The sequence below is a fragment of the Sorangium sp. So ce693 genome (genome assembly GCF_051521375.1).
GTDB lineage: Bacteria > Myxococcota_A > Polyangia > Polyangiales > Polyangiaceae > Sorangium > Sorangium atrum.
In genome coordinates this window covers 10,242,200-10,263,420 of record NZ_CP150347.1, presented here as the reverse complement: position 1 = coordinate 10,263,420, position 21,221 = coordinate 10,242,200, and the positions used below count along the sequence as shown (strand labels likewise).

Annotated in this window: 17 protein-coding genes; 11 read left to right on the top strand and 6 right to left on the bottom strand. The window is 72.9% G+C overall.

The window, feature by feature from the left end:
• Positions 1-38 precede the first annotated feature (38 nt).
• Entirely contained in the window at positions 39-1,949 is a 1,911-nt protein-coding gene (locus WMF14_RS38320) for a type VI secretion system Vgr family protein (RefSeq protein WP_437794529.1), read from the bottom strand.
• A gap of 256 nt (positions 1,950-2,205) precedes the next feature.
• Between WMF14_RS38320 and WMF14_RS38315 the strand changes: the two genes are divergently transcribed.
• From WMF14_RS38315 to WMF14_RS38290, 6 genes are all read left to right on the top strand, one after another.
• Positions 2,206-4,359, top strand: coding sequence for a DUF2169 family type VI secretion system accessory protein (locus WMF14_RS38315; RefSeq protein ID WP_437794527.1), 2,154 nt, complete (start codon positions 2,206-2,208; stop codon positions 4,357-4,359).
• A gap of 699 nt (positions 4,360-5,058) precedes the next feature.
• Complete coding sequence (locus WMF14_RS38310; RefSeq protein WP_437794525.1) at positions 5,059-5,832, top strand: hypothetical protein; 774 nt, start codon at positions 5,059-5,061, stop codon at positions 5,830-5,832.
• Positions 5,833-6,330: 498 nt separating this feature from the next.
• The gene (locus WMF14_RS38305) at positions 6,331-6,975 is read left to right on the top strand and encodes an RNA polymerase sigma factor (protein ID WP_437794522.1); all 645 of its coding nucleotides are present in this window, start codon (positions 6,331-6,333) and stop codon (positions 6,973-6,975) included.
• The gene (locus tag WMF14_RS38300; RefSeq protein ID WP_437794520.1) at positions 6,968-8,497 is read left to right on the top strand and encodes a tetratricopeptide repeat protein; all 1,530 of its coding nucleotides are present in this window, start codon (positions 6,968-6,970) and stop codon (positions 8,495-8,497) included. Before WMF14_RS38305 ends, WMF14_RS38300 begins: the two co-directional genes overlap by 8 nt.
• Positions 8,494-9,696: a hypothetical protein gene (locus WMF14_RS38295; RefSeq protein ID WP_437794517.1), complete on the top strand. Its 1,203-nt coding sequence runs from the start codon at positions 8,494-8,496 to the stop codon at positions 9,694-9,696. Before WMF14_RS38300 ends, WMF14_RS38295 begins: the two co-directional genes overlap by 4 nt.
• A gap of 286 nt (positions 9,697-9,982) precedes the next feature.
• Entirely contained in the window at positions 9,983-10,507 is a 525-nt protein-coding gene (locus WMF14_RS38290) for a DUF4215 domain-containing protein (protein WP_437794515.1), read from the top strand.
• Positions 10,508-10,579: 72 nt separating this feature from the next.
• Here the strand turns inward: WMF14_RS38290 and WMF14_RS38285 are convergent, their stop codons facing one another.
• From WMF14_RS38285 to WMF14_RS38270, 4 genes are all read right to left on the bottom strand, one after another.
• Positions 10,580-11,518, bottom strand: a complete 939-nt coding sequence (locus WMF14_RS38285; RefSeq protein ID WP_437794513.1) for a hypothetical protein — start codon at positions 11,516-11,518, stop codon at positions 10,580-10,582.
• 119 nt (positions 11,519-11,637) lie between these two features.
• Complete coding sequence (locus WMF14_RS38280; RefSeq protein ID WP_437794510.1) at positions 11,638-12,123, bottom strand: hypothetical protein; 486 nt, start codon at positions 12,121-12,123, stop codon at positions 11,638-11,640.
• Between the two features lie 10 nt (positions 12,124-12,133).
• Entirely contained in the window at positions 12,134-12,886 is a 753-nt protein-coding gene (locus tag WMF14_RS38275; protein ID WP_272104081.1) for a hypothetical protein, read from the bottom strand.
• The gene (locus WMF14_RS38270; protein WP_437794507.1) at positions 12,883-15,510 is read right to left on the bottom strand and encodes a TonB family protein; all 2,628 of its coding nucleotides are present in this window, start codon (positions 15,508-15,510) and stop codon (positions 12,883-12,885) included. Before WMF14_RS38270 ends, WMF14_RS38275 begins: the two co-directional genes overlap by 4 nt.
• Positions 15,511-15,696: 186 nt before the next feature.
• Here WMF14_RS38270 and WMF14_RS38265 point away from each other — a divergent pair, with 186 nt between their 5' ends.
• From WMF14_RS38265 to WMF14_RS38245, 5 genes are all read left to right on the top strand, one after another.
• Entirely contained in the window at positions 15,697-16,113 is a 417-nt protein-coding gene (locus tag WMF14_RS38265; RefSeq protein ID WP_272104084.1) for a hypothetical protein, read from the top strand.
• A gap of 93 nt (positions 16,114-16,206) precedes the next feature.
• Positions 16,207-17,016, top strand: coding sequence for a ParA family protein (locus tag WMF14_RS38260; protein WP_272104085.1), 810 nt, complete (start codon positions 16,207-16,209; stop codon positions 17,014-17,016).
• Positions 16,991-17,836 carry a hypothetical protein gene (locus WMF14_RS38255; protein WP_437794505.1) on the top strand — a complete coding sequence of 282 codons (846 nt, stop codon included), beginning with the start codon at positions 16,991-16,993 and terminating at the stop codon, positions 17,834-17,836. Before WMF14_RS38260 ends, WMF14_RS38255 begins: the two co-directional genes overlap by 26 nt.
• Entirely contained in the window at positions 17,833-18,750 is a 918-nt protein-coding gene (locus WMF14_RS38250) for a hypothetical protein (protein ID WP_437794503.1), read from the top strand. Before WMF14_RS38255 ends, WMF14_RS38250 begins: the two co-directional genes overlap by 4 nt.
• Positions 18,747-20,054 (top strand): hypothetical protein, encoded by a 1,308-nt coding sequence (locus tag WMF14_RS38245; RefSeq protein ID WP_272104089.1) that lies wholly within the window; start codon positions 18,747-18,749, stop codon positions 20,052-20,054. The genes WMF14_RS38250 and WMF14_RS38245 overlap by 4 nt, the downstream gene beginning before the upstream one ends.
• A gap of 139 nt (positions 20,055-20,193) precedes the next feature.
• Here the strand turns inward: WMF14_RS38245 and WMF14_RS38240 are convergent, their stop codons facing one another.
• Complete coding sequence (locus tag WMF14_RS38240; protein WP_272104091.1) at positions 20,194-21,141, bottom strand: Gfo/Idh/MocA family protein; 948 nt, start codon at positions 21,139-21,141, stop codon at positions 20,194-20,196.
• Positions 21,142-21,221: the final 80 nt, after the last annotated feature.

The window sequence follows — 21,221 nt, the reverse complement described above, 5'->3', positions numbered from 1 at the left end:
CTCCGGGCTCGAACCGCTTTCTGCGACCGCATTCAGGGCTAGTTGAGATCGATCGGATCGCCGAAGACCTGGACATGCTCGCTCCCATCGACCAGGATCCTAACGCCCTTGAGCGTGATGTTGCCGTCCTTGTCCATCACGAACTTCGATTTGCCGCACGTGATTTCGATCTTCTCCCCGACGTCGATGGTCTGATTCCGGCCAATCTGCACTACCTCGTCGACACCCACGGCGCGGGCGCGGATCATCCCCACCGCTTCGCGCAGGCTATTCAGCACGCTCTTCGTGGCGTTGTTGCCGACCGTGACGTCCTCGTTGTGGCCGATCCCCGTCGTCCGGTCGCGGCCGATCGTCGTCTCCTGATCGTTCTTGACCAGCTTGTGGAGGTCCTTCTCGGCTTGCATCCTGACGAGCTCGCTACCGGCCTTGTCCTCGAACATGATCTCGTTGTAGCCGTACGTGGACGGGCTCGAGTTGCTCTTCCAGCCGCTCTGCGTCTTGTTCATGGGCAGCGAGTAGGGCGTCTTCTGGAGGTTGGTGTACACGCGGCCGACGATGATGGGCCGGTCGGGATCGCCGCCGAGGAAGTCCACGATGACCTCCTGTCCGATGCGCGGCAGGTTGGTCCCGCCGAAGCCGGCGCCGCCCCAGGGCTGGCTGACGTGGATCCAGCACGACGAGTCGTTGTTCATCTTGCTCTCGCGGTCCCAGTGGAAGTGGGCGCGCACGCGGCCGAACTCGTCGACGTGGATCTCCTCGCCGGGCGGACCGACCACCGTGGCGCTCTCGACGCCCTGCGCGCGGGGCTTGCGCGTGCGCAGCGGCGGTCGGTAGGGCGCGTCGGCGCTCACGGCGACGCAGGAGTGCTCCCACTCGGCCGGTACCTCGCCGGAGAGCTGGGACTCGAGGACGAGCAGCTTCTTGTCGGGACCGAGCTCGCTCTTCGGGTGCTCGAGGAACGAGAGGACGGCGCCCGGTGCGGGATCGATGACGTTGGTCTTGAACACGATCTCCCGTGCCGAGGCGCGCTTCGCCTCCAGCCGACGCTGAGCGAGCGCCTCGCCCTCGGACTCGTCCGCGCGGTACTTGCCCTGATCGTCGGCTGTCGGCGAGCTCTCGCCCTTTTGACTTTCGAACAGGAACGCGCCAGGCACATAATGGAAGCGCTCCAGCTGATCTTCCACGGGGCCGGCGCCGGAGGCGGAGGCCAGGAGCTTGTAGTTCGCGGGCCTCCGGTGGTCGTGGTCGCGCACCGTGTACTTGCCGGGTCGCAGGCGGCGGCCGACGACGACCTTGGTGACGTGCTCGCGGTCGGCGTCGGTCGGGTGATCGCGGTAAGTGATGGGCACGCGGGCGACGTTCGCCTGGGGGCGGTCGTCGAGGACGAGCCGGCTCTCTCCGCCGTTGTCGAAGTAGAAGCTCACCCCGGCGTCCTCCAGCATGCGGCTGATGAAGGTGTAGTCGCTCTCGCCGTACTGGACGCGGTACTTGCGCTTCTTGTACTCGCCGGCAAGCTGCCGCGTGGGGGAGATGCCCCACTCGCCGAGGAGCTGCAGCACGATGTCGACCTCCGACTTGTGCTGGAACATGCGGTAGTTGCGGCGCTGGGTGGCGAGCCAGAGCCGCGGGACCAGGGTCAGCTCGTAGGTGGAGAGGTAGCGCTCCTCGACGGCCACCTGCTGGAGGTGACTGCACAGTCCGGACCAGACGCGGGTCTGATTCGCGTGCGCGGTGAAGGTCATGGGCTGGCCGATGACGGCTTCGAAGTCGATATCCGGGTTGTCCGATACGGCGACGATCTGGACCTCGAAGAGCGAGGACATCCGCTCGGTGACATGGAAGCGACGCACATCGAGCATGTCGCCCGACGCGATCTGCGCCTCGACTCGGTAGACCCCCGAGCTCAGTCCGGTTCCCTTGTTTCGCATGCTCGGGTGCGTGTCGGCCATGGGCATTCCTAGCCCGGTCTACCCTGCGCTTGTAGAGCGGACAGCCGATGCTATCCGTCAGCCATCCCTGTCCGCAAGAGGGGCCCGCGCGCATTGTACGCTCAGGGCTCCGCCAGTGCGGCCGTTCAGATGGTCGAACGCCCACACATTGACGCCTCGTGTTGATGGTTGCAGTATCGCCGGCGGAGTGAAGGTCGTCTCCCTTTCGCAGCTCCCCGTTGGCCTGGTCGTGTGGCAACCCCATCCAGGCGCCTGGATGCAGACGTTCGTCTGTAAAAGCACGTTCAAGCTGTACCCCGGTGTGTGTGCCCTCGCGGCCGAGCAGGAGCCGCTCCACCTATCCGACCGCCACTGGCGCGACGACGCGTGCTGGAGTCTCTATGCGGCCTCCGACTTCGTCCCCCACCGCGCCCGGGCGGACGTCGTCCTCGTTGGCCACGCCTTCTCGCCCAACGGCACGGCAGTCCGATCCCTCACTGCCCGCGTGATCGTGAATGACATCGACAAGGCCATCGAGGTCTACGGAACTCGCAGCTTCACGCAGCACGGCGTCCTCGATCAGAGCTCGCGTTTCACCAGGATGCCGCTGCTCTGGGAGTATGCGGGCGGCGGCCCCGGCACCTCCAACCCCGTCGGCATGCCCCCCCATGCTCGCGACATCCACGGGCGACGCAACCTCCCCAACCTCCAGCGTCCAGGCGTTGTCGTCATCGGGCCGGACGACGTCATCGAGCCCGTGGGATTTGGACCCGTTGCCTCCGGATGGCCCACCCGCCGGCAGAAGCTGGGGCGCTACGCGGCCACGTTCCCCGGCAACGACTGGCACCGTCAGCCCCTGCCCCCGGACCTCGACATCAGCTACTTCAACGCCGCGCCGGTCGACCAGCAGACCACCGCGCTCCGCAATGACGAGCGGCTCATCCTCGAGCATCTCCACCCCGAGCACCCGCACCTCGTCACGAGCCTCCCGGGGCTCCACCCCCGCGCCTACGTCGACCGCCCCGGCGAGCCCTCGCAGGGCGTCGCCATGTGGCCCGATCTGCTCTGGATCAACACCGACCGCTGCATCTGCACGGTGACCTGGCGCGGCCAGGTCCCGCTCCGAGAGCCGCAAGAGGCCGGGCAGATCCTGGTCGCGCTGGCGGGGCCTTATCCGACCCTCGTAAGTAACGACGGCGAGGGCGTGGCCAGCAGTTCTGGAGTGGGGCTCGCGAGCGGCCGGGCCGGCGGCGGCGCGATGAGCGAGATCGGGCTCCAAGCGCTCTACGACCAGGCGCACGATGGCGATAGTGCCGTGCACAACGAGGATGACCCTGAGGTCTGCACCCTGCCGTTGGACGTGAATCAGGATCTCGCCGTCTCCCGGCTGGCCCTACCGTTCGCCACAGTGCCCGCGGGCCAACCTGCTCCCCCGTCGAGCCCGGCGCAGCGCCTCGCAGTCCCCCCCTTCGTGCAGTCCGCGCCGCCGGCGGCCGCGGTACCCCCGTCGAGTCGGGCCCAGCACCTCGAGGCCGCGGCCGCTGCGTTCGTTCAGGCCGCGCCACGAGCAGCCGCGGTACCCACTCCGGCAGCCGCGGCGCAGCCGCCCGCCGATGCGCCCACTGCCACCAGCGCGGCTTCACTGGTCGCCGCGAAACCCGCGTTGCCATTCGTGCAGGGCGAGCGAGCTGAGCCTGCGCTACGTCATCAAGCAGAGTCTTCGCCGCGAGGGGCGGAGCCAGCAGAGGCTCCTGACAAGGTGCTGCGTCCGCCGCTTGTCGCGATCCCTCCAGCGCTGTCGCCTGCGCTGCGCGCGCCGCCTGCGCCTGAGCGCGATGCGAGGTCTCCGCCCCTGACGGCAAAGGAGCCCGCCCCTCCTGCCATGCTCGGCCCACTGGCGAGGCCAGACATGGGGGCGATGGAGCCCTCGGCAGAGGAGGCGCCCGAGCCTGACACCCAGGCGAAAAAGCCTGGTCCGCTCCCCGCGCCGGAGGAGCCCGCACCGCCTCTCGCGGCCTACCCCATCGAGCGTTGCGCAGTCATTGCGGCCAAGCTCGCGCAGCGGCCGGCGGACTGCGACACCATCCTCAAAGCGGAGAAGCTCACGCCGAAAAATTGGCAGTCGCTGCACGAACAGTGGCTTGACGAGATCCAGGACGAGATCGCGCGCCGGAAGAAGAAGCTCCTGTCAGCGTACGACGCGGCCTACGTGGCGGCACTCGAGAAGGAGCGCGGGCCGATCACAGCGGGCGAGTACGCACAGCTTGTGATCTCGGCCGAGCAGGGGCAGGGCCAGGCGGCACTGGCCGAGCTGGGCCTGCCGGATGAGTCGATGATGCGGATCCGGCGGGTGTGGCTGGAGAGGATCGTGAAAGACAAGAAGGCGGCGGCAGCGGTGCGGGCTGCAATGCGGAAGGCGGACGAAGCTTGAAGGCGGGCGCGCTGAGCGGCGGGAGCTTCTAAGATAGGCACAACCGCATGGGCCTGGGCCCTCCGGCTCGACCGGAGCCCATCGTACCCATCAAGAGCACGTTATGCCTCTCCGCGGCGGTGATGTTGGGGTGGCCTTCGCCGCGTCGCAGGGCTTCTCGGACCTCGCGAGGTCGTTGATCGAGCGCGGCGCGTCGTCGGCCCGTTGCGCTGCCAGGGGTCGGCGGTACCCAGGCCCCGGCAGAGCCAGGACGAAGCGGACCGTGCCGACGTGGCTCGGCCTCCGCGGCTCTCCGCGTCTGTCCTACCTCGGTGCCTCGTCTATGCAGCCTGCTACTGTCGGCGCGACCTTGCTCGCCCCTTCGATGCCGCCGACAGCCCGAGCAGCCGACCGATCGCCTCGTGAACCACCCGGGCGGCCTCTATATCACCGAGCGCGACAGCGCGGCTCAGCGTGCGGGCGAGCGAGTCAACCAGCGCAGATCGAGGTGACGGGTCGGCCGGCGCGAGCTCAACACGTCCCAGGCTCGCCGGCTGGGCCCACGTTGGGCCTGCGCCTTCCGAGGGGCTGCGATCCGTCGTCACGCTCCCCCGAAATCTCGACGAAAGTGACGGATCGCGACGGTTCGCCACCGCATATTCGTTCCGCGAGCACCCCGAGCTCGCGCCCCACTGGCTCGCGACGCTCTTCCACCTCGAGGTGCCGTCACACGCCTCGGTCGGGGTGGTCGAGTCGTCGCTCGATCAGCTCATCCCGGTCGAGTTCCGCGCGGATCTGGTGCTCGAGCTTCGAGACGCGAGCGGCGCGCTCGTGCTGGCGATCGTCATCGAGGTCCAGCGCGACATGGATCCGGACAAGAAGTTCTCGTGGCCGACGTACGTAACGGTCGTGCGCGCCAAGAAGCGCTGCGGCACGGTCGTGCTCGTGATCGCACCGGACGCCGGCGTGGCCGCCTGGGCGGCGGAGAGCATCGACCTCGGCCTGGGCCTCGGCCATGTCGAGCCGCTGGTGCTCGGTCCGGCTGTCGTCCCCGAGATCACCGACCCAGCGGACGCGGAGAAGGACGCCGAGCTGGCCGTGCTCTCGGCGGTGGCGCACGGCAATGGGCCGAACGGGTTCGCCGTGCTCCAGGCTGCGCTCGTTGCGCTGGGTCGGCTCGACCAGGAGCACGCCATGGTCTACTTTCAGGTCATCTGGAGCGGGTTGCGTGAGCCCATGCGGCGGGCTCTGGAGGCGTTGGTCATGGAGCGGCAGATCGAAGACGAGGCGAGGTTTCCGTTCGTGCGGGAGCTCATGGATCGCAGCAAGCTCGCGGGCCTACGTGAGGGCGAGCTCAAGGGCCTACGTGAGGGCGAGCTCAAGGGCAAGAGGGATACGCTGCTGCGGCTGCTTGCGCGCGCAGGGATCCCGATGACGATCTCGTGCTGCCCAGCGCATCGGAGGGAGACGGCTGTGACTCTGAGTCGCGGCTGATGACTGACGAATGCTGCCAATCCCTCTGTTGAGCGGCGGAGACAGGCGTGATCCGATGTCGCTCGGATGGGCTTTGAAGTCAGTCTTCGCGGGGGCGCATCGCCGGTAGCCCTTGTTGGGTCGGTGATTGTTGCGTTAGGAGGCGAAAGACCACGGCTGCCAGCGAGCGCGAGCCGCAGCGCGCGGAGCTACGCCTTCCCCGCGACGGGCGCCTCGTGGAGAGCACCTCGGCGGTTTTGTCGCAGGTTGATGGCGGTGGTGGGCGCGAGCTCGTCGATACCGGGGCCGGCGATGCGCGCGGTCGTCGAGCCTTCGACGACGCTGTCCCCGATGACGTAGATGGGAACGAGTGTGGACCGTCGAGCAGCTGACAGCTCCCGCTCCCGTCGCCTCCCTGGTGGAGCGGCGCCTCCCTCTGCGCGGGGCGCGTGCGGGGGTCGCCCGCTCGTCGTTTTATGAGCCACCGGGACCCGCTCGCGACCACCTATTCCAGCTCCCGTGGTCTTGCCCAGCGCAGCCCTCGCCCCCCGGCTCACCCTCGTCCGCGCCAGCCCCCTGGCCGATCTGGACGACGCCGGCCTCGCCCGCGCGGCAGCCGAGGGCCAGCCAGGCGCCGCCGGCGCCGTCTGGGACCGCTACGGCGCCCTGGTGCACGGCCTGCTCCGCCGCGTGCTCGGGCCCGGCGGCGACGTCGAGGACCACGCCCAGGAGACGTTCCTGCAGTTCTTCCGGGAGGTGAAGAACCTGCGGGATCCCGGGGCGCTGCGGCCGTTCCTCCTCGGCATCGCCGTGCGCGTCGCGCGGTCGGCGCTGCGGCGCCGGCGGTTCCGGCGCTGGTTCTCGCTCACCGACAGCGGCGTGCTGCCGGACGAGCCGGCCGAGGGCGTCGACGAGGGCGCGCGCGAGGCGGTCGCGCGGCTCTACGCGCTGCTCGACAGGCTGGACGACAGGGCGCGGCTCCTCTTCGTGCTGCGGCACATCGAGGGGCTGGAGCTCGCGGAGACCGCGCAGGCGAGCGGGATGTCCCTGGCCACGGCCAAGCGCCACCTGGCCAAGGTGACCGCGCGCGTCCACGCGATGGCCGAGCGGGATCCGCTCCTCGCGGCCTACGTCGAGCCGGTGGAGGAGGCGAGCGATGGCTGATCCGAAGCCCGGGGTGTCGCCGGAGGTCGCCCTGCGGCGGCTCGCGGCGCTGGCGCGCGAGGCGGGGGCGGCCTCGCCGGCGGACCGCGCGCTCGCCCGCGGCCGCGCGCGGCTGATCGACGAGGTCGAGCGCCCCGTGTTGCCGCTCGCGCCGCGGCGGCGCTGGCTCCTGCCGGCGGCGCTCGCGCCGCTGCTCGTGATCCTGGGCCTCTGGGCGCTGCGTCCGGCGGCGCGCCTGTCGTACCAGGTCGACGGTGTCGCGCCGGGAGAACGCGCCGACGGCGCGGCGCTCGCGGACACCTACGTGCGCGGGGGGACCAGCGGGGCGACGGCGCGCTTCAGCGAGGGGACGACCGTCCGCTTCGCGCCGGGGGCGCGCGGGCGCATCACCGCCGTGACGGCGCGCGGCGCGCAGATCCACATCGAGGGCGGCGCCGCGCACTTCCGGGTCGCGCACCTGCCCGAGGCCGAGTGGGTCGCGGCGGCAGGGCCGTTCACCGTCAGGGTGACGGGCACGGAGTTCGACCTGAGCTGGGAGCGCGAGCGGCTCGAGCTGACCATGCAGAGCGGCTCGGTCGCGGTCCGCGGCCCGCTCGCCTCGGGCGGCGTGGCGCTCCAGGGCGGCCAGCGCCTGGTCGCCGACGTGGTCCGCGGCGAGCTCACGATCGCGGACCTGAGCGCCGCCGGCGCGCGTGCGCCAGAAGGAGGCGGGCTGCGCGAAGCCGACGCGCCGGCGAGGACCGACGTGCTGGAGGACGCCAGGGCGCCGGCCGAGATGGGCATGCTGGAGGACGCCGGGGCGCCGGCCGAGATGGGCGGGGCAGCCACGGCGGGAGCGCCGGTCGCGGTGGGAGCGCCGGTCGCGGTGGGAGCGCCCGTCGCGGCGGGAGCGCCCGTCGCGGCGGGAGCGCCGGCCGCGGCGGGAGCGCCGGTCGCGGCGGGAGCGCCGGCCGCGGCGGGAGCGCCGGTCGCGGCGGGAGCGCCGGTAGCGACCGATCCGATGGCGACGCTCGCGCCAGCTTCGGCTGCGGTCCGCGCGCCCGCGGCGCCTGCGCCCGCCTCGGGGAGCTGCAGCGAGCATGTTGCCCGCGGCGACTTCGCCGGGGCGATCGCGGTGGCGGAGGCGCGGGGCATCGACGCGACGATCGCCGCGAGCCCGCTCCCGGAGATCGCCGCGCTGGCCGATGCTGCGCGCTACACGGGGCGGAACGACCTCGCGCGGCGCGCGCTGCTCGCCGAGCGCTCGCGCTTCCCCGGCTCGCCCGAGGCGCGCTCGGCGGCGTTCCTCCTCGGTCGCATCGCGGAGGCGGGCTCGCCCGCGGCGGCCATCGACTGGTACGATCGGTACCTCGCCGAGTCGCCGGCCGGCTCGCTCGCAGCCGAGGCGCTCGGGCGGAAGATGATCGTGCTGCGCGCCTCCCAGGGCGACGGCGCGGCCCGGCCGATCGCCGAGCAGTACCTCGCGCGCCACCCGCGCGGGGCGTTCGCGGCCGCCGCGGCGGCGATCCTCCGCCGCCCATGAGGCGCAGCGGGTTCGGGCTTGCCCTTGCGCTGTGCGCCGCGCTCTTCGTGTCCCGGGAGGCGAGCGCCGCGGAGGAGATCGGCGTGATCGTGGTGCGCGCGCCGCACGCAGGGAAGGTCGTCGAGGAGGCCACGGTGCGCCTCGCGGGCGAGCTGCGCGCCGTGGGCTTCTCGGTCCGCTCGCTCGAGGGCGCGCCGGGCGTCGACGGGCGCGCGCAGATCGAGGGCGCGGACGGCGTGTTCGCGGCCATCGCCATCCTCGAGACCGACCGCGGCGCCGTCGCCGACGCGTGGATCGCGGATCACGCGACGAAGGAGACGCTGGTCCGCCGCGTCGAGCTCGGCGTCCCCGGTGCCAGCAACGCGGCGAGCGATCTCGCCGTGCGGTCGGCGGAGCTGCTCCGGGCCAGCCTGCTCGAGCTGAGCGGCGAGCAGCGGCGCGAGCTGCCCGAACGGGTGGCGCAATGGATCGCCGACGCGGCCGCGCCGGCGGGGCGCGAGGCCATCGCGCTCGACGCGGCGCTGCTGCAGCCGCGAGCGGCCGTCGCGCCCACGGATCGAGCCACGGCGGCGAGCGGGGCGGCCGCGCCTGCGGGCGGATCCCGGGCCGCGCGCGGGTCGGCCGCGCCCGGGCGGCTCGACCCCGGGAGCGCCGCGCCCCGGGCGCCCACGGCGCCCACGTCCGACGAGCACCGGCTGAGCGTCGAGGCGGGGCTGGCAGCGCTCGCCGGCGACGTCGGGGTCGTCCCCGGGCCCTACTTCCGCGTGGGATACGATCTGGCGGCCGGCGTCTCCCTGCGTGGGACCCTCGTGCCGGCCGTCGTGGCCAGGAACCTCGACGCTCCCGGCGGGCGCGTGGCGCTGCGGCAGACCGCGGCCATGATCGGCCTGGCGTACGCCGCCGGCCCCGAGGCGTGGCGGATCCAGCCGGTGATCTCGCTCGGCGCGGGCGTCTATCATGTGACGGTTGCCGGCCGGGCGAACCCTCCTTATCGCGACCGGCGTCAGGACTGGCTCACCGCCGGCGTCTCCGCAGGGGCCGGCGTCGGCGCCCGCGTCCTGCCGTACCTCGCCGCCCACGCGGCGCTCGACGTCCTCGTGCTCGCAAGACAGCCTGTCTTCACCATCGCTGGTGTGGAGGTGGGCCGCACCGGGCGCCCGGCGCTGCTCCCGAGCCTCGGCCTGCAGGTGAGCTTCTGAGTCGCCGGATCCTTCTGAATCGTTGATTTTGGTGAGCCACGGAGGGGAGCTCGCGTCCACTTACCAGAGCGAGGCACAACTCGGCTTCGCTTCGAGAGGGAGAGTCATGCGTCATCATCTTCTTTCGCGCCGTCCGCTGCTCGCCGTCGCAGGGCTGTTCTTGATGCAGGCCGCGTGCGAGGTGCGCTTCATCGAAGGAGTCGACTCGCCAGAGGAGAGCTCGGGCACGGGGGCGTGTGTCGAATGTTGTTCCTCCTCGACAGACTGCGCGGCCGGAGGCAGCGCCGTGGGCGGGGCGAGCGCCGGCTCGGTGTGCGGAGACGGCGTGGTGGACCTGGAGTGGGAGCAATGCGACGACGGCAACACGGCGGATGGAGATGCGTGCTCGAGCGACTGCCAGCTACGCGCAGCGGGGGGCGCGGGCGGGGCGAGCGCCGGCGCGGTGTGCGGAGACGGCGTGGTGGACCCGGAGTGGGAGCAATGCGACGACGGCAACACGGCGGATGGAGATGCGTGCTCGAGCGACTGCCAGCTACGCGCAGCGGGGGGCGAGGGGGGCGCGAGCGCCGGCGCGGTGTGCGGAGACGGCGTGGTGGACCCGGAGTGGGAGCAATGCGACGACGGCAACACGGCTGACGACGACGGGTGTACGAGCGACTGCCAGCTACGCGCAGCGGGGGGCGAGGGGGGCGCGAGCGCCGGCGCGGTGTGCGGAGACGGCGTTGTGGACCCGGAGTGGGAGCAATGTGACGACGGCAACACGGCTGACGACGACGGGTGTACGAGCGCCTGTCAGCTCGGCCCGGCATAGCGCCGTGCTTGAAAAGGAGAGGCGGTAAAGCGAAGCGGGGCGCGATCGGCGCAGCCCTCCGCCTTCACCCGATCAGGGCAGCACGGCGCGCCTCGGGCACTCTCCGTCACCCTGGAAGTCGCCGAGCGTGCGCGCCTGCGCGACCACGTAGTCGTACGCCGTCTCGATCGGGCCGCCGGACGCGCCGGCGAGGTTGTACTCGTCGCCGAAGACATCGGCGGCGTTCACCTGCTTGAGCTCGTCGATCGTCGTCTCCCCGTCGCCGTCGAGATCGCTGTCCGCGATGTACTGCGCGTAGCGCTTGGTCAGCTCCACGCCCGCGGTGATGTTGTCGAAGAACCAGTGGTCGCCGTGGATGGTCGGCTTCACCGCGACCGTGCCGCTGGTCGGCACGCTGAACCCGTTGATCCCGTCCTCGGTCGCGCAATCGTCGAACGACGTCCCGGCCGAGAGGCCCCAGCTGAAGCGCACCCGAGCCGCGGGGACGCACGCGCCGCCGGGCGGCGGGCACGACTCGCCGTCCGCCTTCTCGATGGATCCCTCGAAGAACAGCGAATAGCCGCCCTCGACCATGAGGTCGACGTCGGCCGCCGTGGTGGGCGGCAGCGTCTTCACCCCCGCCTTCGCGTTCGGGAGGTCGAACCCGAAGCGGTCCCAGCGCACCGCGCTCACGTCCTGGAAATTCGCGATCACGTACCTCGTCGCCGGGGCGTTCTTGAGGTCGAGCACGAACACCGATGCATCGCCGAGCGTCTCCTCGGCATCCGAGCGCGCCGCGCGCACGTTGCCGATCGTCACGAGGAACCGGTCGTACGTGACCTTCCAGCCGTCCGCGATGTTCTCCTCCCCCGTGCCCGGCTCCAGGCCCTCGGGGATGGTGTCCTCCGGCTCCACGAAGATCTGCACGGCGCCGGTCTCGGACGTCGCGCCGCTTTCATCGCCGCACCCGGCGACGGGCGCGAGCGCGCACGCCGCCACCATGAACCCTGTCACCTTCAGTCTCTGCATCATGATCAAGCTCCTGAGTCGTCTCGAAATCCCGACGAGCGCGCACGAACGCGCCCGGCGAGCGCAGGCCCGCGCTCCTCGCGCGCCCAGCGCCCGCATCACCCTCTGGCCTCGTGAGATGCTCAGGCCGCCGGCGGGGAGCTCTTCGGCGCCAGGATCAGCAAGGGGATGGGTCGGACCTCGGGCGAGGGCCGGATCGAGGCGAGGCGGACGACCTCGAGCAGCGTGGCCTCTGCCACGCGGTGCGCGGGCGCGCCGAGCTGGCCGCGCAGCGCGAACGCGTCGCAGTGCTCGTCGCCCTCGTGGCGCGGGGCGAGCGCGTCGCACAGGTCGTCACCCCCGCCGGGCCGCGCTCCGGGCGCGCCGGGCTGGTCGCTGGGAGGACGGCGCTCGGCGTGAAGCGTCGCCGCGGCGGCTGCGATCGTCGCCGCGTGGACGAGCTCGCCGTGCTCGCAGCGGGCGTGCCGGACGAGCAACGCGTGCGTCAGGCTGCACAGCTGCGCCGCGAGCGCGAGCGCCACGAGCCAGCGCGCTCGCCACCTGCAGGCGGGGCTCCGGCCAGGCCGTCGCCGCGCTGCGGCCGTCGCGCGGGCCGGACGGCGGCTCACGGAGACCGCCTCATGGCGACGTCGACCAGAGGAACTGCGGCCGGTGCACCGCGATCATGTCGTAGCGCAGCCGCTGGTGCGCGGGCGACCCCGGCGCGATGGCGACCCGGGTCGCTCCTCCCTCGGCCAGGGCGTCGAAATCGACGCTCGCGAGCCACTCGTCCACGACGTCGAAGCGGACCGCGAGGCGGACCGGCGCGGCGCCGACGCTCGCGGCGACCGCGAGGCTCGGCACCGCGAGCAGCCCCTGGCGCTGCGGCACGGCGTCGACGTCGGCCTCGAAGTCGAGCGCCTCCGCGCCCCGCGTCGCGCGCCCGCGCAGGTGGACGGAGCTGACGCCGGGAGCCTCCGGCGCCGGCGTGGGCGACGACTCGGTCGAGAACCAGTGGATGCCGTAGTTGAACGACACGCTCCGGATCTCGCCCTCGAAGCCGTGGACCAGGCCGAGCGGCTGCGGCGCGGGGTCGAGCAGGTTCACGCGCGTGATCGTGGTCAGTTCGGCGATCGCGGTCTCGCACAGCGTCGACGCGCCGGAGTCCGCTGCGCAGAAGTAGGCCGGGCCGAAGGCGACCGTCGCCTCGTCGAGCGCGATCGTCCACGCGCCCGCGGCGATCTCCCCGGGGACGTCGGCCTCGGCGTGCGCCGCGTACGTGACCTCGGGCTGGCCGGTGCCGGCGCAGGCGGATGCGGACAACGCGGGCGACCCCAGGAGGACAGCGGCGAGGAGGCGGCGCGCGCCAGGGGAGAGGTTCGGGGCGTTCATAGCGAGAGCGTCACGTTCGCGAGGATCGAGCGCGGCGACCCGGCGCTGATGTGCCGGGCCGGCAGCTCCGAGGGGATCGACGGCTGCGACGCGCCCCCGGCGCCGGGCCAGGTCGACTTGAACGAGTACTCGGCGTCGGCGTACTCGGCGTCGAGCAGGTTCTGCGCCTCGACCCCGACCTCGATCCAGGGGCCGCCCTGCGCGGCGTCGCGGCCGACGCGCAGGCTCCGCCGGAGAGAGAGGGACGCGTCCACCACGAAGACCGGCGCGGCGGTCTGCGCGTACGGCAGCGGCCGCGGGGAGAGGAACGTCGCGCCGTAGCCGAGCCGACCCTCGACGGGCGCGCCGGCGATCGTGAAGACGGGCCGCTTCAGCGCGAGGTCGGCCCGCACCACGACGGGCGGCACGAACGGGAGCTGCTGTCCCTTCACGTACGGCGGCGACGGGTTCTCTGGCGTGGGCGGGGGCGGCTCGTCCAGCGTGGCGTGGACGAGCGTCGCGCTCACGCCCGCCGTGAGCGTGGGGCTCGGCGCGGCCTGCAGGTAGGCGACGAGCCCGCGGCGGGTCGTCCGGCCGATGCGCACGAGCGCGCCCTCCGCCGCGTCGAACGCGAGGTCGTAGGAGAGGCGCGTCTCGTACGCGGCCGCGGTCACGCTGAGGCCACCGCCGGGGCGCAGCGTGGCGCCGGCCTCGTAGCTCCTCACGGTCGCGAACGGCGCGTTGTCCCCGTCCTCGAGCAGCCGCGCCTGCGGCGAGCGGTAGCCGTGCCCGTACGAGGCGGAGACGCGCAGGGCGGGCAGCGGATCGAGCTCCAGCGTCACCCGCGGGCCGGCGGCCAGGCCCGCCGCCGTGCGACGGAACCCCTCGATGTGCGTCTCCTTCTGCGCCGCCGGGATGAAGTTGCCGATGCGGTCGTCCACGTCGAAGACGAGCAGGTCGGCGCGCAGGCCGCCGCGGAGGCGCGCGTAATGCGACAGCTCGAGCAGCGCGTCGGCGTGGGCGCCGATCCCGGTCAGCTGGATCGACGCGTCGACGCGCTGATCCCACGTCTCGTTCTGCGGCGGCTGGAGCAGGTTCTGCGCCTGGTCGATGCCGTCGGTCTGCACCTCGGCGCCGACGGCGACCTGGCCGGAGAGCCAGGACGCGAGCGGGATCCGCGGCGTGCGGTAAGCGATGCCGCCGCCGAGCGCCGCGTCCTGGTTCGCCTGCTCGATGAGGTCGCCCCTGCCGACCCACTCGGGCCGCCGGCGCGAGCGCTGCGTGTAGCCGGTGAAGTTCATCCGGCTCCGGTACCCGGTCGTCGCCGCCCAGAGCCAGGCGCTCTTCTGAGAGCCGTCGTCGTCGGACCGCTCGACGCTCAGCGCGAGCTGAAGCCGCGTCGACGCGGCCGACTGCGCGCGGGCCGCGAGATCCGGGTAGGCGTCGTGGAAGCCGACGCGCCCCGCCTCGATGTCGTCGCGCCGGAGCACGCCCGCGAGGTTCGCGCGGCCGCCGTGGGCCGCGACGTGCAGCAGCGCCGAGTACTCGTCCGGCAGCGGCACGCGGTACTGGCCGACGGCGCCCCCGGAGATCGCCCCGCGCGTCCCGTCGCCGAAGCCGTCGGTCGTGCGCACCACGGCGGCCCCGAACGTGTCCTCCGACTGGCCCTCCGGCGCCCAGAGCGCGAGCAGCCGCCGCGTGCCGAACGAGCCGAGCGTGCCCTTGAGCAGCAGCCCGCGCTCCTCGACGCCGAGGTCGAAGTACGCGCTGCCCGCGACCGCGAAGTCGCCCTGCTGCGGGTCGTAGACGCCCTCGACGACGCGGAGCGACCGCACCACCTCCGGGATGATCACGCTGAGATCCGCGTAGCCCTGGCCATGGAGGTGCGAGCGCTGGTTCAGCGGGATCTGCCCGACGCGGAGCTCGACGTCCTGGCCGTGCTCCGCGTCGAACCCGCGGAGGAAGATGCGCTGCGCGACCGCCTCGCCCTCGGGGTGCGCGACGTGGACGCCGGGCGCCGTGCGGAGCAGATCCGCGGCGGTCGCGTGCGGCGCGGCGGAGAGCGCCGCGCGGCCGATCCGGAAGTCGCTCGCGGCGCGGCGCGGCGGGTTCGGGCGGCCCTGCACGTGGATCTCGATCGGCTTGCCGGGCTCGGCGACGGCGTGCGGGCCCGCGACGCCCCCGGCGAACTCCACCGGCTTCGGCGCCGCCGGCCGGGGCGGCGGGGGCGCCGCCGGGCGATCCGCCGCCTTCGGCGCCTCGGTCTGCGTCGGCGCGGGTTGCTGCTCGTGGGGGCCCGGCGCGAAGTGGAACGGCACCCGGATCCGCGCCCGCAGCGGCGTGCCGCCGCGCATGGCCGGCGAGAAACGCCACCTCCGCACGGCCTTCATGGCCGCGTCATCGAACGCCGCGCCCCCGGACTCGGCCACGACCGCGTCGCTGACCGTGCCGTCCTTCTCGACCGTGACGAACAGCGTGACCGTCGTGTCGACGCCCTCCGCGAGCCGCTCGGGCGGGTACTCCGGGTCCACGTGCTCGAGGATCTGCGGCGCCACGGGCGCCTCGGCGCGCGGCTCAGGCTGCCCGAGCGCCGCAGGCGCGGCGAGGGCAATCGCGGAGAGGCAACAGAGGGACGACCAGCGCATGGGCAACCGAGCTCAACGCGACTACCACGCCGTACAGCGGCCGCAAGCGCCGCTTTGCCGGGCGCCGCGCGCGCAGACGACGGTGACGGAAGCGCGCGACGTCCACGCGCGCGGCTTTTCGGCGACACGCCGCGCCGGCGCAGCGGCGGTCTCGCCGCGGGGCGCGGGGCCGTGTATCGTCTCGTCATGCCGAATGAGACGCTCGTCCAGGCGGTCAAGACCATCGTCGCCCTCGCGCGCGGTGGCGACCTCGACGCGGCCTACCGGGGGTACCGCGATCTCTTCCAGAAGCCGGAGTTCCTCAAGCAGCGCCCCGAGGATCAGCGCCAGGTGCTGCGGCTCATGATCCTCGCCAAGGGCGTCCCGTCGACGCCGACCGAGGCGATGATCGACGCCCACCGCGCCGCGGTCCCCGCGCTGACCGAGCTCGTGTCGATCCACGGCGATCCCGGCGATCACGAGCTCCTCGGGCTCTGCCACGTCGTGCTCGGCAACGTCGAGAGCGCCGACAAGATCTTCCGCGCCGGCCTCAAGATCGAGCGCGAGCGCAACCCCCAGAGCGATCTGTGCGGCACGCTGATGAAGCGGATCTCGCTGCTCTAGTTCGCGCTCGTCAGGGACGGGACTAGTTCTCAGCCGCACCCGTCCTGTTAGGATGGCCCCCGGGCGCCATGACAGCGCGCCGGCAGGGAGTCCATGCACGTCATCGCGGTCGCGAGCCAGAAGGGCGGCGTCGGAAAGACCACGATTTCCCTCAACCTCGGGCTCGCCCTTGGGCGCGCGGGCAACCGCGCGTTGATCCTGGAGCTCGACGCGCAGGGGAGCCTCGGGCTGTCGCTCGGCCTCGCCGACCGCGCGCGGCCGGGCGTCGCGGAGCTGCTCACGGGCGCCGAGCGGCTCGAGTCCGTGCTGCTCCGGACGCGCGAGCCGCAGCTCCAGGTGCTCACCGTCGGCCGGGTCGATCCCACGACCGTCGCGGGCTTCGAGGACGCGCTCGCCCGCGGGCCGGTGCTCCCGAGCGTTCTCGCGCGGCTCTCGCCCGACTTCGACATCGTGGTCGTCGATTGCCCCGCGGGGCTCGGCAAGGTCACGACGCGGGCGCTCGAGGTGGCGACGCACGCGCTCCTGCCGCTCCAGGCCGAGCCGCTCGCGCTCCGCTCGATCGGCCAGCTGCTCGCGGTGATCGATCGCGTCCGCGCCGAGAAGAACCCGCACCTGTCGCTGCTCGGCATGGTGCTGTCGATGTTCGACCGGCAGGCGTCCGCGTCGCTCGACGTGGCCGAGACGCTCTGGACGAAGTTCCCCGACGGGATCATCCTCGATACGGTCATCCCGCGCGACGAGGCGTTCCTCGAGGCGTCTCTCCGCGGGGCGCCGCTCCTGCTCATGCAGAAGCGCCCTCCGCCGCTCGCGCGTGTCTTCGATCAGCTCGCGAACGACGTGCTGGTTCGCCTGGACCCCACCTCGCCGGACGACGACGATGGCCCGATCTCGCTCCTCCTTTGATGTCGACGGCGCCGTCGTCACCGCGGCGGCGCTGGTCAAGCGGTCGAAGTCGCGGAGGCCGCGGGCCGCGTCGGTCGCGCCCGCAGTCGAGCCGCTCGTGTCGTTCGAGTCGCGGCCGCCGCCCTCGCGGGCGGAGCCCGAGCCGATGTCCTCGTCGCCGCTCTCGCCGTCGTTCGAGGAGCTCGCGCCCTCGAGCGACCTCCTGCCCCTGTCGAGCCCCCTGTCGAGCCCCGGCGTGGGCGGCGAGCTCGGGCTCCGGGGCGCGCTGCCCTCGTCCGCCGACGACGTCGACTCGCGCCGCGGCGCGCCGCTCGACCTGCGGCCTCTGGGCTCGCCGCCCTCGTTCGCGGCGGCGCGCGAGCCCCTCGAGGAGCGGCTCGACGGCGCCATCGAGGCGCTCTCGGCGGGCCGCGCGCCGCGCTTCCCGGACCTCGCCGCGGCGGGCGGGCCGGTCGCGCGCTGCGAGCGGGTGATCGAGTGGATCGCCGAGGCGACGGGCGCCACGGACGTGTTCCTCGCGGACGCGGCCGGGCTCCCGTTCGCCGGCGCGATCCGCGACACGGAGGCGAGGCTCGCCGCCTCGGGCCTCATCGCGTCGGCGATCGGCTCGCTCGTCGCGGCGCTGCCCGGCGCCCCGTCGCAGCGCTTCGAGCTCTGCGTCGGCGACGGGCCGTTCTTCCAGCTCATCGGCTTCCAGGTGCGCTCCGCCGCGTACATCGTCGGCCTGATGCGCCCGGGCCCGCTCACGCCGCGCGAGGCGCACGCCGTCCGGATCGCGTGCCGGCACGCGCTCGACGCCGCGGTCGGGGTCGTCGGGTGAGCGCGGAGCACGGCGAGCCCTCGTTCGGTCGTGGCGTCGCGGCCGTCGCGGGCGCGCTGGACGACGACGACCCGCTCGCGCCGATCGCGCTCGACGGCCTCGGCTACGGCGTCGGCGGCCTCGACGCCATCGTCGTGTTCCACCTCGGCGACGCGCGCGTCCACGCCGTGTTCGTCCGGGAGGGCGCGGCCCTCTCTCCGAGCGACGTGGCCGCGGGGCTGCGCGACGCGTACCTCGGCAGCCAGCTCGCCGCGCAGCGGCTCGTCCCGGAGCGGGAGGGCTCGATCCGGCCCGCCCGGAGCCGCGGCGCGCGATCGTCGAGCAAGCCGCCGCGCTCGCAGGGCCGCGGGGAGGAGCTCCCGGACCCGGTGGTCACGCTGGAGCTGAGCGGCCGGACCGTCCTGCTGCGCCGCGTCCGCGCGTGCGTCGTCGCGAGCCTGTTCGACGCCACGATGCCGCTCGGCATGGCGCGGCTCGTGGCGCAGCGGCTCGCCGCGACGCTCGCGCCCGAGCTGCCGCTCGAGGAGCCGCCCGAGGAGATGCTGAGCGACCCGTCGGGGCTCTTCGAGGAGCCGCTCAGCGCGGACACGGTCGACGATCTCGTGCGGGGCGTCGCGCGGTCTGCGCCGCCGAGGGGCTCGTCCAGCATCCCGGCGCGCCGGACCGGCGGGACGCCGCCGCCCGTCGATCCGCCGTCGGCCGAGGTCGCGCGGATCCAGCGGCTGCTCGCGCTGCTCGAGGCGCGCGCGCCGGAGCCTCACGTGGCGCGGCTCCGGCTCGCCCTGCGCGCCGGGCTGACGCCGCTCGCGCTCGAGCACCCCGACGGGCTCGGCGCGGAGGCGATGGTGCTCGTCGAGACGGCGGTCGCGGACATCCTCGGCCTGGAGCGCGCCGCGCTCCGGAGGCTCCTGTGACGGCGCTCCGGCACGGCCTGCGGGGCCGCATCGAGGGCCCGCTCGGCGATCTGGTCGGCCCGATCCTCCCGCACGGCCTGCTCCACGTGGCCGATCAGCTGGTGGTCGCGCACTCGCACCACTTCGCGCTCTTCCTGGAGCAGACGATCTTCGACGCGCTCGGCGGGGAGAGCCGCGGCGTGCGCCGGCAGGCGGCGTTCGAGGCGGCGCACGCGCTGCTCGAGCCGCTGTACGAGGACCGCCACGGGGCGTCGCCGCGGGAGAAGCTCGAGCTCGCGGGCGAGCTGTTCGCCGCGATGGGGCAGGGGCGGCTACGGTTCGAGGTGAGCGCGGAGGGCGGCGTGGTGCACGCGGACTCGCTCTTCCACGGGACGAGCTTCCTCGCGAAGTACGGCGGTCGCGTCCAGAACCGGCTGGCGGTGGACGCGTTCGCCTCGGGCTACTGCGCGGCCGCGGCGAGCCTCGCGTTCCCGTCCGACTGGGGGCGGCTCGACGCCGACGAGGTGACGTGCGTCGCGCGGGGCGACGCGGCCTGCACCTTCCTGCTGACGCGGCGGTCGGAGCGGCCGCGCTTCGGCGAGGCGCTGACGCGCAAGCAGATCGAGTCGGCGCGGGTGCGCTGGGAGCCCGACGGCGGGCCGCTCTCGCGTGCGCAGCGCGTCGAGGGCGCGATGCTCGAGGAGCTCGGGGCGCTGCGGTCCGACGAGCGCGGGCTCATCTCGGCGTACGGGGTGAACCTGGCGCTCGTGCCGGTGGGGTACATCGATCAGAAGACGTTCGACACGGTGCACCTCATCGAGCGGCGGTCTCCCGAGCTCGTCCCTGTGTTCGAGGCGCTCGTGCGGGAGGCGGCGCAGACGGGCGCGTTCCACCTGCTCGGGGGGATGCTCTCGTCCTCGTCGTTCGAGGCGGCGTGCGGTCCGGTGGGCAGGGATCAGCACGAGCGCCTCGAGCAGCTGCTCGGGCTCGCCCGCGCGCTCGGCTGGGGGGCGCTCTCCGCGCCGGAGTTCCAGCCGGGCCGGGCGCTGGTGCTGCGGGCGCCGATCACGCACGAGAGCGCGTATTACGCCATGAAGCATGGGTCCACGGCGCGGGGGCGGCTCCTGTTTCAACAGGGGACGGCGCTCGCGATCATGCAGCTCCTGCACCGCGTCGATTTCGGGACGGCGCGGCCGATCGACGCCGAGACGTATGGCGGGCTGTTCAAGATGGGGACGCGGTTCCGCGCGCAAGAGACGAAGTCGCCGCTCAGGGGCGATGGCGCCTGCGAGGTGCGGGTGGAGGCGGTCGAGGACAGGTGGTGATGACGTTCGCCGAGTACGGCGCGCGCAGCGAGTCCTCCGTTGTCCTCTGGTCCAGCCCTCGAGGAGCACCTCTGGCGGAGCACGGTAAGAGTTAGAGCGCGCTCGAAGTCGAGGGGGCGCGGTCGGTGAGGCCGCGCGCTCAGAGCGCCGCGCGGCGCAGCTCATCGAGGAGGATCGCGTCGGCCAGCAGATCCCTGGCGAACTCTTCGTGCTCGCCGCGCGCGATGGCCTCGAAGACGCTGCGGAAGAACTCCGCGAAGCTGTCCGCCGTGGAGACATCGACCGTCCGCCGATGGTTGCGCTCGCTCACGCCGAGCTGGATGGGTTGATCGGCGGGGGGCGAGAACGCACGGTCGATGGTCACGACCACGTCCGGGCCGAGGACCTCCAGGCGGTTCTGGTATCCGGTGGTCATCCCGTAATGGCCGACCATGGAGCGGCCGCCCGGAAAGGTCATGAGCACGCTGAAAGACGACTCGACCTCGCCGGCGCGCTCGACGACGCGGCAAGCGATCGACTCCGGCGCCGCGGAGGCGAAGAAGAGCCGCCCGAGGGTGACCGCGTACGGCCCGAGATCGAGCAGCGATCCGCCGCCGAGCGCGGCGCGGTAACGGTAGTTGTCCGCCGGCAGAGGAGGAAAGCTGAACGTCGCCGTGAGCCGCGTGGGCGAGCGGCCGGTGTCGCCGAAGATCCGGCGGACCTCGCGGTAGAGCGGGTGATACCCGTAGACCGTGGCCTCCGCGAGGCACCGCCCCTGCTTGCGGGCGAGCCGCACGAGGCGGCGAGAGGCCTCGGCCGACAGGCAAGCCGGCTTGTCGACGACGACGTGAAAGCCCCTCTGGAGGGCGCGCTCGGCGAGCTCCTCGTGGGTGGAGTTGATCGTCGACACGTACACGAGCGCGGCGTCGCTGCGCGCAAGCGCCGCGCGGTAGTCGTCGTAGCAGCGGCCCGCCGCGCCGGGCGGCAAGGCGACGTCGGCGCTCCGGGAGACCGACGCGACATCGATGTCGCGCACGCCGAGGCGCGCGAGAGCCGGCAGCACGCGTCTCCGCGCAAGGCTGGAGTTGCCGAGGAGCAGGACCTTCATTCGACGCTCTCCTCGCCGGTGCGCCGCCCGAGCCGCTCGCGGCGCAGGGCGCCGCGAGCGCCGCCCTGCGGCCGCGTCGC

Bases quoted from the DNA above. Each gene is read 5' to 3' on its own strand.
- WMF14_RS38320 (WP_437794529.1), bottom strand. From the start codon at position 1,949: ATGGCCGACACGCACCCGAGCATGCGAAACAAGGGAACCGGACTGAGC.
- WMF14_RS38255 (WP_437794505.1), top strand. From the start codon at position 16,991: ATGGCCCGATCTCGCTCCTCCTTTGATGTCGACGGCGCCGTCGTCACC.
- WMF14_RS38270 (WP_437794507.1), bottom strand. From the start codon at position 15,510: ATGCGCTGGTCGTCCCTCTGTTGCCTCTCCGCGATTGCCCTCGCCGCG.
- WMF14_RS38315 (WP_437794527.1), top strand. From the start codon at position 2,206: ATGCAGACGTTCGTCTGTAAAAGCACGTTCAAGCTGTACCCCGGTGTG.
- WMF14_RS38240 (WP_272104091.1), bottom strand. From the start codon at position 21,141: ATGAAGGTCCTGCTCCTCGGCAACTCCAGCCTTGCGCGGAGACGCGTG.
- WMF14_RS38260 (WP_272104085.1), top strand. From the start codon at position 16,207: ATGCACGTCATCGCGGTCGCGAGCCAGAAGGGCGGCGTCGGAAAGACC.
- WMF14_RS38295 (WP_437794517.1), top strand. From the start codon at position 8,494: ATGAGGCGCAGCGGGTTCGGGCTTGCCCTTGCGCTGTGCGCCGCGCTC.
- WMF14_RS38275 (WP_272104081.1), bottom strand. From the start codon at position 12,886: ATGAACGCCCCGAACCTCTCCCCTGGCGCGCGCCGCCTCCTCGCCGCT.
- WMF14_RS38285 (WP_437794513.1), bottom strand. From the start codon at position 11,518: ATGATGCAGAGACTGAAGGTGACAGGGTTCATGGTGGCGGCGTGCGCG.
- WMF14_RS38265 (WP_272104084.1), top strand. From the start codon at position 15,697: ATGCCGAATGAGACGCTCGTCCAGGCGGTCAAGACCATCGTCGCCCTC.
- WMF14_RS38300 (WP_437794520.1), top strand. From the start codon at position 6,968: ATGGCTGATCCGAAGCCCGGGGTGTCGCCGGAGGTCGCCCTGCGGCGG.